13 protein-coding genes are annotated in these 14,693 nt (G+C 61.3%); 6 read left to right on the forward strand and 7 right to left on the reverse strand.

What is annotated here, in order from left to right; all coding sequences use genetic code 11:
- Positions 1–162 precede the first annotated feature (162 nt).
- Positions 163–786, forward strand: coding sequence for a cold-shock protein (locus EGJ86_RS25535; protein WP_125833975.1), 624 nt, complete (start codon positions 163–165; stop codon positions 784–786).
- 42 nt (positions 787–828) lie between these two features.
- Here the strand turns inward: EGJ86_RS25535 and EGJ86_RS02880 are convergent, their stop codons facing one another.
- Positions 829–1,035 (reverse strand): SlyX family protein, encoded by a 207-nt coding sequence (locus EGJ86_RS02880; protein WP_125833976.1) that lies wholly within the window; start codon positions 1,033–1,035, stop codon positions 829–831.
- A complete protein-coding gene (locus tag EGJ86_RS02885; protein ID WP_125833977.1) occupies positions 1,032–1,463 on the reverse strand; it encodes an HIT domain-containing protein in 432 nt (143 codons plus the stop codon). Before EGJ86_RS02885 ends, EGJ86_RS02880 begins: the two co-directional genes overlap by 4 nt.
- Before the next feature lie 646 nt (positions 1,464–2,109).
- On the opposite strand from EGJ86_RS02885, the gene EGJ86_RS02890 reads away from it, so the two are divergent.
- Entirely contained in the window at positions 2,110–3,369 is a 1,260-nt protein-coding gene (locus tag EGJ86_RS02890; RefSeq protein ID WP_125833978.1) for an OprD family porin, read from the forward strand.
- A 73-nt stretch (positions 3,370–3,442) separates the two neighbouring features.
- Here EGJ86_RS02890 and EGJ86_RS02895 read toward each other — a convergent pair whose 3' ends face one another.
- Positions 3,443–3,850: a PaaI family thioesterase gene (locus EGJ86_RS02895; protein WP_125833979.1), complete on the reverse strand. Its 408-nt coding sequence runs from the start codon at positions 3,848–3,850 to the stop codon at positions 3,443–3,445.
- 129 nt (positions 3,851–3,979) lie between these two features.
- Between EGJ86_RS02895 and EGJ86_RS02900 the strand changes: the two genes are divergently transcribed.
- Positions 3,980–5,695, forward strand: a complete 1,716-nt coding sequence (locus tag EGJ86_RS02900; RefSeq protein ID WP_125833980.1) for a proline--tRNA ligase — start codon at positions 3,980–3,982, stop codon at positions 5,693–5,695.
- Between the two features lie 20 nt (positions 5,696–5,715).
- Complete coding sequence (locus EGJ86_RS02905) at positions 5,716–6,672, forward strand: hypothetical protein (protein WP_125833981.1); 957 nt, start codon at positions 5,716–5,718, stop codon at positions 6,670–6,672.
- A 42-nt stretch (positions 6,673–6,714) separates the two neighbouring features.
- Here the strand turns inward: EGJ86_RS02905 and EGJ86_RS02910 are convergent, their stop codons facing one another.
- Both EGJ86_RS02910 and EGJ86_RS02915 read right to left on the reverse strand, forming a co-directional pair.
- The gene (locus EGJ86_RS02910) at positions 6,715–7,536 is read right to left on the reverse strand and encodes an aldo/keto reductase (RefSeq protein ID WP_125833982.1); all 822 of its coding nucleotides are present in this window, start codon (positions 7,534–7,536) and stop codon (positions 6,715–6,717) included.
- 39 nt (positions 7,537–7,575) lie between these two features.
- Entirely contained in the window at positions 7,576–8,256 is a 681-nt protein-coding gene (locus EGJ86_RS02915; RefSeq protein WP_099522215.1) for a bifunctional 2-polyprenyl-6-hydroxyphenol methylase/3-demethylubiquinol 3-O-methyltransferase UbiG, read from the reverse strand.
- 223 nt (positions 8,257–8,479) lie between these two features.
- Here EGJ86_RS02915 and EGJ86_RS02920 point away from each other — a divergent pair, with 223 nt between their 5' ends.
- Together EGJ86_RS02920 and EGJ86_RS02925 are read left to right on the forward strand one after the other, a co-directional pair.
- Positions 8,480–11,581: a transglycosylase domain-containing protein gene (locus EGJ86_RS02920; protein ID WP_125833983.1), complete on the forward strand. Its 3,102-nt coding sequence runs from the start codon at positions 8,480–8,482 to the stop codon at positions 11,579–11,581.
- Positions 11,582–11,675: 94 nt separating this feature from the next.
- A complete protein-coding gene (locus EGJ86_RS02925) occupies positions 11,676–12,560 on the forward strand; it encodes an alpha/beta hydrolase (protein WP_125833984.1) in 885 nt (294 codons plus the stop codon).
- Between the two features lie 4 nt (positions 12,561–12,564).
- On the opposite strand, the gene EGJ86_RS02930 is transcribed toward EGJ86_RS02925, so the two are convergent.
- Both EGJ86_RS02930 and putP read right to left on the reverse strand, forming a co-directional pair.
- On the reverse strand, positions 12,565–12,777 hold the full coding sequence (locus tag EGJ86_RS02930; RefSeq protein WP_125833985.1) for a VF530 family DNA-binding protein: 213 nt from the start codon (positions 12,775–12,777) through the stop codon (positions 12,565–12,567).
- A gap of 98 nt (positions 12,778–12,875) precedes the next feature.
- On the reverse strand, positions 12,876–14,360 hold the full coding sequence (putP, locus tag EGJ86_RS02935; protein ID WP_125833986.1) for a sodium/proline symporter PutP: 1,485 nt from the start codon (positions 14,358–14,360) through the stop codon (positions 12,876–12,878).
- Positions 14,361–14,693: the final 333 nt, after the last annotated feature.

Raw genomic sequence — 14,693 nt, forward strand, 5'->3', positions numbered from 1 at the left:
GCCCTCGGCTTTGCTGTTAAATAGCCTCGCGCGCCGCGTTACCATCCTGCGGCGCCACCAACCTTGTTTACAGGCGCGCCATGGCCGTGCAGCTGGCCGTTAGCAACGTGCGCTCTCTCCGCAGCACCGTGAGTCATCATTCGATCAGTGAGTTCATCAAAGATGTTGAAGATTGCCCATCTCGTGACAGGGTTCGCCGCCCTACTGCTGTCTGCCGTACCAGGTTTGTCCACTTCCTTTCTTACCACGCCGGATGCCATCTATCTGGCCCTGACCGGCTTGCTCAACCTGCTTGCCGCATCGCAGCAACAGACTCTCCCCGCCGCGCGCCAACAACTACTGGGGCTGTCCTCGGCTCTGTTGATATTGGCTGCCGTGGTACAGAGCTTGATCCTGCTTGCCCCGCTGCCCAGCATCGGCAACCAACCCGCCATCTGGCTACCGCTGCTGACCTTGGTTATCGCCGTGGCGCTGAGCCTTGCAGCACAACTGAGCAGGCAGCCGCGTAGTGCAGAGCAACGCCCGCCCGCACCACAAGCTAGCGCCAGTACCAGCGCTCCCCAGGATGATCGCGAGACCGGCACGGTCAAGTGGTTCAATACCTCCAAGGGCTTCGGCTTCATTTCCCGCGACTCGGGTGACGATATCTTCGTTCACTTTCGCGCCATTCGTGGCGAGGGCCACCGAGTCCTGGTCGAAGGCCAACGCGTCGAGTTCTCGGTCATGCAGCGCGATAAAGGTCTGCAGGCTGAAGACGTGATCGCAGCAGCCCCTTCGCGGCGCTGAGCGGTACGCAAAGAAAAGCCCGGGAAACCGGGCTTTTTAATATCAATAGTGCGGTGGCGGGGCCTCATCTTCGGTAATACCCGCCTGGCCACTCAGCTCTTCCTGGCGTCGCGCCAGAACCGCCAACTGCAACTGCATCCGCTCGATGCGCTTGCTCTGCTCGACCAGCTCATCGTTCAGCGCCTGAATGGTGTCATCCTGAAAAGCCAGACGACTCTCCAGCTCCATGATTCGCGATTCGAGGCTCATGCAAAGGCTCCGGCGAACTGAAAGTTCTCAGCCAACACCGAACGCAGTTTATCGACGACCTGACCCACCTGCTGCTCACTATAAGGCTGCGCCGGATGCCGCCCCCATACTGGAGCAGGCCAGGAAGCATCCTCCCGCCGACGCACGACCACATGCATATGCAACTGGCTGACGACATTGCCAAGCGTGGCGACATTCATCTTGTCGGCCGCAAAGATGTCCTTCAGCGTTTCAGCCAGAAGCGTGGTTTCCTGCCACAGTTGTCGCTGATCATCAGCGTCGAGCTGAAACAACTCGCTGACCTCCTCACGCCGAGGAACAAGAATGAACCAAGGGTAATTGGAGTCATTCATCAGCAGCAAACGACACAAGGGAAAGTCCCCGATCACCAGGCAATCCTGCTGAAGGCGTGAATCCAGAGCGAACATGATGAGCCTCCTTATTAATAAAGCGTAACCCCAGTGGGAGGGGAGCAATGGCGCGCAGCATACGCTGGCTCAGCCGAGAGATCACCCGACGACCACGCACCAACCCAAGGCAGCTTGAACACATACGCACCGCAGGCGTGCACCATTTTGTTTCTTCCCGTAATGGACAATGCCAAGCGTTACCGGTTAATGCGCAGGCAATTAGCTAACGGCACCTGCTGACAGCTAACCGCAGGCCTCGGCAACCCCTGACGAATCAGCACCAAAAGCAGCACCGGCGCTGCCGCGAGCGCTGCTCTGGGCCTAAAAATCAAGGTTTTAGCGAGACAGGCAGGTTTTGAGCACGACTTTTGCTAACTGTGAAAGCAATGCCCGGCAAGCCGTGCAGTCGATCAATCAAGCGGTCCCAGGCACCTCAGAACCGCAAAAGCGTCGGTGCGACGAGACGCAAGTGCAGAACTATAGATTTGCGACATTTTTCTTCACGCGATGCGACACAAGCATGAACGAAGTCGTAACGAATAGACTGCAACTATCGCCAATATTGGCTGCGTGCTATAAGTTATCGCCGACACAAAAAGAAAGAGCTGTCCATATAACAAAACAGTGGACAGCGCAACTCTTCTAAACCCAAGGAGCAATCACGATGCAAGTGATGAAGTGGAGCGTAATCGCCCTGGCAGTAGCCGCGGGCACCAGCCAAATGGCCGTGGCGTCCAGCCAGTCCGAGTCGAATGGCTTTATCGAAGACAGCAGCTTCAACATCTTCAACCGCGTTCTGTACATGAACCGCGATTTCCGTAACGGCCCGAACACTGCTGGTACTGGCAACAAAGGCTACCGTGAAGAAACCGGCCTGGGCATCCGCCTGCTGTATGAATCTGGCTTTACCCAAGGCACCGTAGGTGTTGGCTTCGACGCTCACTCCCTGAGCAGCATCAAAATCGACAGCGGCCGTGGCCGTTACGGCACTGGCCAGTTCGGCAAGACCGATGACGGTCGTGGTGACGACACTCAGACTGAAGTGGGTGGTGCTGTCAAACTCCGCATCTCTGACACCGTCCTGAAATACGGCAGCCAGTTCGTGGCAAGCCCAGTATTCTCCACTGACGACAGCCGCATCCTGCCTGAAGTTGCTACCGGCACTTACCTGGTCAGTAACGAGATCGAAGGCCTGGAACTGAGTGCCGGTCGCTTTACCGCCATGAGCAGCCAGACCGGAACCAGCCGCGACGACATCAATGGTAAGGGCGAAGCTGGCCTGAAGTATGCCAATATCGTGGGCGCTTCCTACTCCTTCACCGACGACCTGAGCGCAGCTTTCCACGCATCCGATGTGGAAGATTACTGGAAAAAGTACTACGGCAACGTCAACTACAACCTGGCGCTGGCTGAAGAACAAGCTCTGAACTTCGACTTCAATATCTACAAGACCGACTACGACAAGCAGTACACCAACACTGCTAGCGACGAAGACAACACCATCTGGAGCCTTGCTGGTGCCTACTCGCTGGGCGCTCACACCTTCACCCTGGCTCACCAACGTGCGTCCGGGGACCGTGGTTACGACTACGGCGTAGACGGTGGCGGCACCATTTGGCTGGCCAACTCGGTTCAGTACTCCGACTTCAACCAGAAAGACGAGAAGTCTTGGCAAGCTCGCTACGACATCAACATGGCATCCTACGGCGTACCAGGCCTGAGCTTCATGACCCGCTACATCCGTGGTACTGCTGCTGATAGCTACACCGAGCGCGAGCTGGATATCGAAGCCAAGTACGTGATCCAGGAAGGTGCGGCCAAGGATCTGTCCTTCCGTATTCGTAACGCCTTCTACCGCGACAACGCTCAAGGCGACGTGAACGACTTCCGCCTGATCGTCGAATACCCGCTGAGCGTTCTGTAACTTCAGCGCTACTCGATAGCGGTATAAAAGAAACCCGGCCTTGGCCGGGTTTCTTTATTTATGCCTCGGTACTTTAAAGGGGCAACGCGTAAGTCCCCGTCACATGTGCCACCAATTCATTCTCATTACCAAGCGAATATAACGAGACTTCGCAAACTGCCTGGCGCCGGCTCAAGCGCAGTATTCGCGCCTCTGCCAACAAATCCACCGGTTTGGGTTTGACCAGAAAGTTGATGTTGAGATTGGACGTCACCGCCATCTCCACGCGGCCGAGACGCCCCAGCACCACCGCATACATCGCCGCATCCCCCAGCGCCATGATGGTCGGCCCGGAAAGCGTGCCACCCGGACGCACCAATTTGGCCTGAAAAGGCACGCGCGCCAGCACACCCTCCTCGTCCAGCCGGTCGATTCGCAGATCGATATCCTCGGCCATCGGCAGTCCCATACGAATCAGGTTCTGAACCTCAAGTGCAGTCAATCCCACTCTTCAATCCTCCCGGCACGCGCAGTAGCACTTTCGCGCCTGCGCCCGTCCTGTACGCCACTGTATAGGCACCGTACAATGCCGGCCTACTCCAAGCCCTCGCAACCGACAGAACGGCCAAACATGCGTACCAGTCAGTTCCTGCTCTCGACCCTGAAAGAAAACCCTTCCGATGCCGTGGTGATCAGCCACCAGCTGATGCTGCGTGCCGGCATGATCCGCAAGCTGGCCTCCGGCCTGTACACCTGGCTGCCGATGGGCCTGCGCGTGCTGCGCAAGGTCGAAACCGTGGTGCGCGAAGAAATGAATGCAGCCGGCGCACTGGAAGTGCTGATGCCAGCCATCCAGCCTGCCGAACTGTGGCAGGAGTCCGGTCGCTGGGTGCAGTACGGCCCCGAGCTGCTGCGGGTGAAGGATCGTCATGATCGCGAGTTCTGCGTCGGCCCGACCCACGAGGAAGTGATCACTGATCTGGCCCGCAACGAGCTGAACAGCTACAAGCAGCTGCCGATCAACATGTACCAGATCCAAACCAAGTTCCGTGACGAGATCCGTCCGCGCTTCGGCCTGATGCGTGGCCGCGAGTTCATCATGAAGGACGCCTACTCCTTCCATGCCGACCAGGCTTCCCTGCAGGAAACCTATGACCGCATGCATCAGGCCTACTGCAACGTATTCAGCCGCCTGGGCCTGAACTTCCGCCCGGTACAGGCCGATACCGGCTCCATCGGCGGCACCGGCTCGCACGAATTCCACGTACTGGCCGACTCCGGCGAAGACGATATCGCCTTCAGCAATGTCTCCGACTACGCTGCCAACATCGAGAAGGCCGAAGCCATCCCGCGTGAGACAGCGCGCGGCGCGGCGACCGAAGACATGCGCCTGGTGGACACGCCCGACACCAAGACCATCGACGCACTGGTTCAGGGTTTTGGCCTGGCCATCGAGAAGACCATCAAGACCCTGGTGGTGCACGCTGCCGAGGAAGGCAAGCTGATCGCCCTGATCGTGCGTGGCGACCACGAACTGAACGAGATCAAGGCCGCCAACCTGGAACAGGTGGCCAGCCCGCTACAGATGGCCAGCGAAACCGAGATTCGCGCAGCCATCGGCGCCGGCCCCGGCTCGCTGGGCCCGGTCAACCTGCCGATTCCCTGCATCATCGACCGCAGCGTAGCGCTGATGAGCGATTTCGCCGCCGGTGCCAACATCGAAGACAAGCACTATTTCGGCGTCAACTGGGAGCGTGACCTGCCGCTGCCTGAGGTTGCCGACCTGCGCAATGTCGTCGCTGGCGACCCCAGCCCGGATGGCCAGGGCACCCTGGAAATCAAGCGCGGCATCGAAGTCGGTCACATCTTCCAGCTCGGCACCAAGTACAGCGAGGCCATGAACTGCCAGGTGCTCGGCGAGAACGGCAAGCCGGTGACCCTGACCATGGGCTGCTACGGCATCGGTGTATCGCGCGTGGTGGCTGCTGCCATCGAGCAGAACTTCGACGAGCGCGGCATTCGCTGGAACGACGCACTGGCGCCCTTCCAGATCGCCCTGGTGCCGCTGCGCTATGAAACCGAGCAGGTTCGCGAAGCCACCGACAAGCTGTATGCCGAGCTGACTGCCGCCGGTTACGAAGTGCTGCTGGATGATCGCGACAAGAAAACCAGCCCCGGCATCAAGTTCGCCGACATGGAGCTGATCGGCATTCCGCACCGCGTGGTCGTCAGCGACCGTGGCCTGGCCGAGGGTAACCTCGAGTACAAGAGCCGCGCCGAAACCGAAGCGCAAGCGGTGCCGCTGGCCGACATTCTGTCCTTCCTGCAAGCCCGTATCAGCCGCTGATAACGCCTTACCGAGACATCATGCACACGAGCAACAACCTTCGCCTCATCGGCGCCGCCCTGTGCGGCGCCCTCTTTCTCAGCGGCTGCGCCAACCAGCTGCCGCAGCGTAGCGAGCATGAGGAGCGCGTCGAGCGCAAGCTGCTGGATCACCAACTGCAGATCGATGCCGGCGAACCCAAGGTTCTGGAGCTACCGCAGCGCCGCGTGCGTGTGCATGACCAGAAGAGCTACGAGGTCACAGCTTTCGAAGTGACCCGTCGCTACGACCGCTACACGCCTTACCAACCCTGGCGCGAGATCTATGAAGTGCCGATGGGGGCAGTCGCGGTGGTGGCCGGCGTGGGCGCCAACATACTCAACGTGGTGTTGCTCGGCAGCCTGCCGGAAACCGCGACCCGTGACTGGATCAGCTACGGCATGGCCGGCCTCAACCCGTTCATGAACGTCGAGTCCAACGGCCGCGCGGAACAGAACCTGGCAAGTATCGATGAGCTGCAGCGCGACCGTCGCATGGAATACACCAACCTGCCCTGGTCCGAGCGTCCTGTGCAGGTCAAGGCAGGTGATCAGCAGTTCGAGCTGCTCACCGACAGCAGCGGCGTGCTGCGCCTCAATCTGCTGGACAGCCCCTTCACCGAACAAGACATCACGCGCCTGAACACACTGCAGCTAAGCGTCGAAGACCGCCTCGGTGACGATGTCGCACGCGCCGAAACGACCCTCATGGTCAGCCACACCTTGCGCGGCAAGCTGAGTGAAGCGCATGACCTGATCTTCGACGACCTCGAGGGTGGCGATGTCGCCCAGTGGGTACACCGGGTCAAACGCCTTTCCGATCTGGGTCTGGAAGAGGAAGCCAGCGAGCTGGAGCAGAGCCTGATCGAGCTGACGCGCAACGATCCCGAATTGCAGGACGCCTTCCTCAAGGCTCTACTCAAGGACGCCGGACGCCTGGCCGCCGATCCGGCCAACTGATTCCGAACGACACGCCTCGGCCGATTGGTCAGTGACGGCCTTTCAGACCATCTCCAGCGGCTGCTTGCCACGTGGTGGCGCAAAGACCTCATCCAGCAGGTTCAAATCATCCACATTCAACGCGATGGCAGTCGCTGCAGCGTTATCGCGTAAATGCGCGCTGCTTGCGGCCTTGGGAATGGCAATCACACCGTCCTGCCTGAGTGTCCAGGCCAACGCTATCTGAGCAGCGGTAGCCCCATGTCGCTCAGCCACCTGCCGCATTACCGGCTCATGCAACAAGGCACCCGCCTGACTTAGCGGACAGTAGGCCATCAGCGGCATGCCGGCACGCTGTTGCCAAGGCAGCAGGTCATACTCGATGCCTCGCGCCTCCGAGTTGTACAGCACCTGATTGGCCTGGCATGCCGGCTGATCCAGTTCCAGCAGATCGTCCAGGTCGAAGTTGGAGACGCCCCAGGCGCCAATCTTGCCCTGAGCTCGCAGCCGCTCGAAACCTTCGACCGTCTCGGCAAGCGGATAGCGCCCACGCCAGTGCAGCAGGTAGAGGTCGATACGCTCACACCCCAGGCGCTTCAGGCTGCGCTCACAGGCGGCCTGAACACCCTGCAGACTGGCGTTGTGCGGGTAAACCTTGCTGACCAGGAACACCTCGTCACGACGACCGGCGATGGCCTCCCCCACCACCTGCTCCGCGCCACCCTCGCCATACATTTCGGCGGTGTCGATCAGGCTCAAGCCCAGGTCCAGTCCTTCGCGTAGCGCTGCGACCTCACGCGCGTGCTGGTGCCGATCTTCGCCCATGCGCCACGTTCCCTGGCCCATCACTGGCACCTGCACGCCGGCCAAGTCAATTTTGCGCATCGATGTCTCCTGTATGAGTGGTGACCAGTAGCTGCATGTTCAGAGCGGCTTGAGCAACAGCAGCAAGGACACCGGCTGAACACTCTCGGGGTGCAGCGGCTCCTGCAGCCATTCGAGACGCCAGCCGGTTTCAGCGATCAGCGTCAGCCAGGATTGCAGAGTGCGGAAGAACCAGGGCATGGGCGCCTGAAAGCCCTCTCCGAAGCCGACGAAGTCCTCCACCCGCCAACCGTCCTGGTAAGGCTCGCCATGACTGGCACGCCAGGGGTGCAGCGTCTGAATCAGCAGGCTGCCGCCAGGCACTAGTAACTTTTGCAGGCTGCGCAGAATAGGCTGTAGCGGCTCTTCGAGCAGGGCGAAGTTGCAGACCAGCACCTCGAAACGTCCGAGTTGCTCGGCGTGTTCTTCCAGTTCGGCATAGCCGCAGACGCGATACTGACTGCGCCCGTCGCAGGCTGCACGAGCCGCCTCGATCAACGGCGCCGAAGCATCCACACCGACCGGTTCGATACCATGTTCGGCCAGCCCACGACACAGCCAACCTTCGCCGCAACCGATATCCAGCACACGTTTGGGTTGCAATGCCAGCACAGCCTGGATGATCGCAGCATCGGTGACCAGGCGGCGACTTTCGATGCGCTGTTCACGCACTGCGGCAGCCCAGGCATCGGCATTGGCCTGCCAGCTTTGCTGGAGCTGTTCTCGATGGTCGCGCTGCATGCCGATACCCTGCGTTTGTGGGTTGCAGCGAGTCTAGCAGGCCAGCCCATCATCCAGGTACAACCCAGGCAATGAGTGGAAACGGCCAGCCAGACGGCGCGCTAGGGTCTAAGCTGATAACAAGACAGACGAGACAACCGCAGCCCAGCCGGCCCAAGGTCAGCATCCGGCAAGAGGCAATCTCGCGGCTTTGAATGATGCTGACAGGCCAGGCCGGTGATTTATGGGCGCATCATGGCAACGTAATCCGCAGCAACCTGACCTGACCTCCTCGGCGAGCACGCCGGGCAGGACGAAGTCGGCCACTGCTGCAAGGCATCACTGGCGCCTGACACTCTATCTGTTATTGGTCCTGCTGGTGCTGGCGGTTACCGCCCTGCTGGTGTTCGAGTCACGCAGCGCCCACTTTCAGTCACGCGAGCTCAGTCGCTATGCCGCGAACCTGACGTACAAGGTCGAACCAGGCCCCAGCGAGCGCATCATCTACCCGACCGATGGCCCTTTTGACAAACGCCAGGGCTATGCCTACCTGCCACTGATGCTGGAGCGCCTGCAACAGCGCGATTATCAGGTCACCGAGCAGTCGCGCTTCTCCGAACAATTGATGGCCTACAGTCGCCGCGGCCTGTTCCCGCCCTTTACCGAGAAGAGCCAGAGTGGCCTGAGCATCAGCGATTGTCGCGGTACGCCGTTCTACGAATTTCGCTATCCGCAACAGGGGTACGCCGACTTCGCCAGCATCCCGCCGCTGGTGGTCAGCAGCCTGCTGTTCATCGAGAACCGTCAGTTGCTCGACCCCGCGCAACCGCTGGCCAACCCGGCGGTGGACTGGCCGCGCTTCGCCATGGCGGCACTGTCTCAGCTTGGCAAGATGCTCGACGTGCAGGATCAGTCTGCCGGAGGCAGCACTCTGGCCACGCAACTGGAGAAATACCGCCACTCCCCGGATGGGCTGACGCTGTCAGCCGGGGAAAAGTTGCGGCAGATGATTTCCGCCAGCGTGCGCGCTTATCAGCACGGCCCGGAAACGCTCGAAGCGCGTCAACGCATCGTCCGCGACTACCTCAATAGTGTGCCGCTGTCTGCAGCACCCGGTCATGGTGAGGTGAACGGCCTGGCTGACGGCCTGCGCATCTGGTACGGCGCCGACTTCGAGCGCAGTAACGCCCTGCTCGATCCGCGTCGCTCGCCCGACGCCAGCCTTGCCGAGCGCGGCCTGGCCCTGCGGCAGATGCTGTCATTGATGATCGCCCAACGCCGGCCCTCCTACTACCTCGCACAAGGGCGCCGTGACATGGAGGCGCTGACCGAAAGCCACATACGCCTGCTCGCCAGCGGCGGTCTGGTCGATGCCGACCTGCGCGACGCCGCCCTCACACAGAAACTGCAGTACCGCGACTGGCAGCAGGAGCCCAACCTTCGCGCCGTGGAAAGCGACAAAGGCATCAGCGTGGCGCGCTCGCGTCTGTCCAACCTGCTGGGCATGCCACTCTACGATCTTGATCGCCTCGACCTGTCCGCACGCAGCACCCTGCAACGCGACCTGCAACAGCAGACCAGCACCTACCTGCAGAACCTGGCCGATCCGGAGTTCGCCGGCAAGATCGGCCTGTTCGGCGAGCGCCTGCTGTCACCGGAGAAAACCGCGGAAGTGCGCTACAGCTTCACCCTGTTCGAACGCACCCCAACCGGCAGCCGGGTACGGGTGCAGACCGACAGCACCGACCAACCCTTCGACATCAACGAGGGCAGCAAGCTGGAGCTTGGCTCCACCGCCAAACTGCGCGTATTGGCCACCTATCTGGAGATCATCGCCGAGCTGCATCAGCGCCACGCGAACAAGAGCCCGACCGAGTTGCGCCAAGTGGACATCGCCGAGCAGGACTACCTGAGCCGCTGGGCCGTGGGCTACCTGCAAGCCAACCCGGGGGCGGATCTGGCCAGCACGCTCGACGCCGCGCTGGAGCGGCGCTACTCGGCCAACCCGAACGAGCGCTTCTTCACTGGCGGCGGTCTGCACACCTTCGGCAACTTCCGCCGCGAGGACAACGGCCGTAACCCGACCCTGCGTGAATCCCTGCGCGAGTCGATCAACCTGCCCTTTGTGCGCCTGATGCGTGACCTGGTGCGCTACAGCACCTACCAGAACAGCGCCGAACTGCTCAAGGACGACAAGGACCCACGCCGCCAGGAATACCTGCAGCGCTTTGCCGATCAGGAGGGACGCACCTTCCTTCTGCGCTTCTGGCGCAAGTATCAGGGCCAGCCGGAACCGCAGCGCCTGGAGACGTTCATCAGCGGCCTACGGCAGACCTCGGTACGCCTGAGCGCCGTGCACCGTTACCTGCTGCCGCAGGCTGACGAAGCCACCTTTGCTGCTTTTCTGCGGGCGCAACTGCCCCAGGAGAAACTCACCGACCAACGCATCACGCGCCTGTATCAGGATTACGGCCCGGGCGCTTACAGCCTGCCGGATCAGGGCTATATCGCCCGCGTCCACCCGCTGGAACTCTGGCTGCTGGGCTACCTGATCAGCAACCCGCAGGCGACCTTCAGCGACGCTGTAGCCGCTAGCATCGATGAGCGCCAGGAAGTCTATGGTTGGCTGTTCCGTAGTCGGCACAAGAGTGCGCGCGACAGCCGCATCCGTATCATGCTGGAGGTCGAAGCCTTCTCCGATATTCATCGGCGCTGGCAGAACCTGGGTTATCCCTTCCAATATCTGGTGCCCTCGCTGGCCACCGCACTGGGCAGCTCCGGTGACCGGCCAGCAGCCTTGGCCGAGCTGATGGGCATCATCCAGAACGACGGCATTCGCCAGCCGGTGCTGCGCATCGACGAACTGCATTTCGCCGCCGATACGCCTTATGAGACGCGAGTCGAACGGGATATACACGGCGGCAAGCGGGTGATGCAGTCCGAAGTGGCTGCGGCATTGCGCAATGCCCTCTCGCAAGTGGTGGAAGGCGGGACCGCACGGCGCTTGCAAGGCACGTTCCAGTTACAGGACGGCCATAGCCTGACGCTGGGCGGCAAGACCGGCACCGGCGACAACCGCATCGAGAGCGTCGGCCCTGGCGGCCGGGTAATCAGTTCGCGCGCGATGAACCGCACGGCGACCTTCGTGTTCTTTCTCGGTCCGCGGCACTACGGCACCCTGACCGCGTTCGTGCCAGGACGTGAGGCCGAACGCTTCACCTTCACCTCGGCGTTGCCGGTACAGGTGCTCAAGGGCATGGCGCCGATCCTTGCGCCCTACCTCGAACCCGGCAGCGCCACCCTGTGTGATACGCCGATGAGCCCACCACAGATCAGCCGGCGGTAATACCTGGTAACCACAGCGGCCGGCCCCTGGCGAAACCCGGCATCGGATATGCAGTCCATGGCTGCATTATCCGTTGCCGTTCATGAGTACGCCGATGCCCTCACCCTGGTTAGCCCTGCTGCGCCGTCGTCGCCTGAGCCTGATGTTTCTGGGCTGCCTACTGGTATTGCTGCCGATAGGCTGCGCCAAACTGGAGCAGACCGAACGCGAGCTGGTGTTTCGCATTGAGCCCGGCACCGCCCGCTGGTTCAGCGGCCTGCCTGCAGGCGTCGAGGACGTGCAACTGCAATCCCCCGACCTCACTGCCGATGAGAGCCTGCATGCCTGGTGGTGGCCGGCCCCCCGCAAGGATGCCCCGACGCTGCTCTATCTGCATGGCTCACGCTGGAACCTGACCGGCCAGCTGTTTCGCATCGAACAGTTGCATGCCATGGGCTTCTCGGTCTTGGCGGTGGACTACCGCGGCTTCGGCGAAAGCCGTGGCGCCTTGCCCTCCGAGCGTAGCGTCTACCAGGACGCCCTGATCGCCTGGCAGCATCTGGTGCGCCTACAGCCCGAGGCGAACAAACGCTTCATCTATGGTCATTCACTGGGTGGCGCCGTAGCCGTCAACCTGGCGCACGAACTGGCCAGTGAAGAGGAAGCCGAGCAGGCCGCCGGCCTGATCGTCGAATCCAGTTTCACCAATCTGGGCGACGTGGCGGCCGCGGTTACCAACACCTCGCTGCCGGTGCGCTGGCTGCTGTCGCAGGAGTTCGATTCACTGAGCAAGATCGGCGATGTCGGCATCCCGGTGCTGATCGCTCATGGTCGCGACGACCGCTACGTACCGTCACGCTTCAGCCAGGCGCTGTTCGACGCGGCCAGCGAGCCGAAGCAGTTACTGCTGATCGACGGCGCCAACCACAACAACAGCCTGCGCATGGCCGGTAACAGCTACCGCCAGGCCCTACAGGCTTTGGAGCTCGAACTTAACTGAACGTTCAGGGCTTGAAGTGCTGCAGATAGAGCTGCTCCACCTTGGCCCGTGCCCAAGGCGTCTTGCGCAGGAAGGTCAGACTCGACTTGATGCTCGGCTCATGTTTGAAACAGCGCACGTCGACCTGATGGGCAAGGCCATCCCAACCGATGCGGTCCACCAGGGCGGTGAGAATCGCCTGCAAGGTCAGGCCATGGAGCGGGTCATTGCTGGTCATGAGAGCATCCGTTAACAAAAGTGCGCCTATCTTAGAGCCAGAAACGAAAAAGGCGATGACTGCCTAACAATCATCGCCTTCGCTTCAAGCCAGCAAGCTTACGCCGACTTGTACTCGCTCTCGGCCTTGTCGAAGCGGCTCAGCATCGACTGGCTCGGCGCCTGACCGATACGGCTGAAGATGACGATGGCCAGGGTGGCGAGGATGAAGCCCGGAATGATCTCGTACAGACCCAGACCGATCCAGTTCTTCCATACGATCACGGTGGCGGCACCGACCAGCATACCGGCCAGGGCGCCGTTGCGGGTTATGCCCTTCCACAGCAGGGAGAGGATCACCACCGGACCGAACGCAGCGCCGAAGCCGGCCCAGGCGTAGGACACCAGGCCCAGTACGCGGTTTTCCGGGTTGGCCGCCAGAGCGATGGCGATCAGTGCGACCAGCAGCACCATGGCGCGGCCGACCCAAACCAGTTCGGTCTGCGAAGCGTCTTTACGCAGGAAGGCTTTGTAAAAGTCTTCGGTCAGCGCACTGGAGCACACCAGCAACTGGCAGCTCAGGGTGCTCATCACCGCCGCCAGGATGGCGGACAGCAGGATACCGGCGATCCACGGGTTGAACAGCAGCTTGGCCAGCTCGATGAACACGCGCTCCGGGTTCTCAGCGACCGGGCCGGCGACTTCAGGGTGCGCCGCGAAGTAGGCGATACCGAAGAAACCGACAGCAACAGCGCCAGCCAGGGTCAGGATCATCCAGGTCATGGAGATGCGGCGGGCAGCCGGGATCGACTTCACCGAATCAGCGGCCATGAAGCGCGCCAGGATGTGCGGTTGGCCGAAATAGCCCAGGCCCCAAGCCATCAGCGAGATCACGCCGACGAAGGTCGCGCCCTTGAGCATGTCGAAGTTGGTCGCGTCGACCGCCTCGATGGCGACCATGGCCGGATCGAAGCCGCCGGTGGCGATCATCACCACGACCGGGGTCAGGATCAGCGCGAAGATCATCAGGGTGGCCTGCACGGTATCGGTCCAGCTCACTGCCAGGAAGCCGCCGATGAAGGTATAGGCGATGGTCGCAGCAGCGCCGGCCCACAGCGCGGTCTCGTAGGACATGCCGAAGGTGCTCTCGAACAGGCGAGCACCGGCCACCACGCCGGAGGCGCAGTAGATGGTGAAGAACACCAGGATCACCAGCGCCGAGAAGATGCGCAGGATGCGGCTGTTGTCTTCGAAACGGTTGGTGAAGTAGTCCGGCAGGGTCAGGGCATTGCCGTTGTGCTCGGTCTGCACGCGCAGACGACCGGCAACGAACAACCAGTTGAGGTAGGCGCCGATGACCAGACCGATGGCGATCCAGCTTTCGGAGATGCCAGCGACGAAGATCGCGCCAGGCAGGCCCATCAGCAACCAGCCACTCATGTCGGAAGCGCCGGCGGACAGTGCGGTGACGAAGCTACCGAGACTGCGGCCACCGAGGATGTAGTCGGAAAGGTTCTTGGTACGCAGATAGGCGATCAAGCCGATCAGCACCATGGCTGCGATGTACACCACGAAGGTGACGAGCATTGGAGTACTAGCTGTCATTTGGGGGGCTCCCCTCTCGTTTGTTGTTCTTGGGCACCGTGCCCAGCTTGGCAAAGCGCACCCGTTTTTGCGGATGCGGGCTCCGGTCTCTCTTCCTCGTCACACCGATGTCTGGTGAGCACGTTCAGGGGCAGATACCGGCGCAGTGAAATCTCCACCACTTCGTCACAGCATCGGCACGTGCCTGAGCACTTTCCCTGACCTCCCTGGCTTGCGCCTGCGGCCACCGAATCGCGTTACCACCCTACTTCGGCTGCATGCACCTCTATTATCGGTCTAGCCCAGCAAAGCTGGTCTGACCAATCGGTGCAGACAAAAACGGTCGTAACGAAA

This window comes from Pseudomonas sp. o96-267 (genome assembly GCF_003935465.1).
Lineage (GTDB): Bacteria > Pseudomonadota > Gammaproteobacteria > Pseudomonadales > Pseudomonadaceae > Aquipseudomonas > Aquipseudomonas sediminis.

Bases quoted from the DNA above. Each gene is read 5' to 3' on its own strand.
- EGJ86_RS25535 (WP_125833975.1), top strand. From the start codon at position 163: ATGTTGAAGATTGCCCATCTCGTGACAGGGTTCGCCGCCCTACTGCTG.
- EGJ86_RS02880 (WP_125833976.1), bottom strand. From the start codon at position 1,035: ATGAGCCTCGAATCGCGAATCATGGAGCTGGAGAGTCGTCTGGCTTTT.
- EGJ86_RS02885 (WP_125833977.1), bottom strand. From the start codon at position 1,463: ATGTTCGCTCTGGATTCACGCCTTCAGCAGGATTGCCTGGTGATCGGG.
- EGJ86_RS02890 (WP_125833978.1), top strand. From the start codon at position 2,110: ATGCAAGTGATGAAGTGGAGCGTAATCGCCCTGGCAGTAGCCGCGGGC.
- EGJ86_RS02900 (WP_125833980.1), top strand. From the start codon at position 3,980: ATGCGTACCAGTCAGTTCCTGCTCTCGACCCTGAAAGAAAACCCTTCC.
- EGJ86_RS02905 (WP_125833981.1), top strand. From the start codon at position 5,716: ATGCACACGAGCAACAACCTTCGCCTCATCGGCGCCGCCCTGTGCGGC.
- EGJ86_RS02910 (WP_125833982.1), bottom strand. From the start codon at position 7,536: ATGCGCAAAATTGACTTGGCCGGCGTGCAGGTGCCAGTGATGGGCCAG.
- EGJ86_RS02915 (WP_099522215.1), bottom strand. From the start codon at position 8,256: ATGCAGCGCGACCATCGAGAACAGCTCCAGCAAAGCTGGCAGGCCAAT.
- EGJ86_RS02920 (WP_125833983.1), top strand. From the start codon at position 8,480: ATGGGCGCATCATGGCAACGTAATCCGCAGCAACCTGACCTGACCTCC.
- EGJ86_RS02925 (WP_125833984.1), top strand. From the start codon at position 11,676: ATGCCCTCACCCTGGTTAGCCCTGCTGCGCCGTCGTCGCCTGAGCCTG.
- EGJ86_RS02930 (WP_125833985.1), bottom strand. From the start codon at position 12,777: ATGACCAGCAATGACCCGCTCCATGGCCTGACCTTGCAGGCGATTCTC.
- putP (WP_125833986.1), bottom strand. From the start codon at position 14,360: ATGACAGCTAGTACTCCAATGCTCGTCACCTTCGTGGTGTACATCGCA.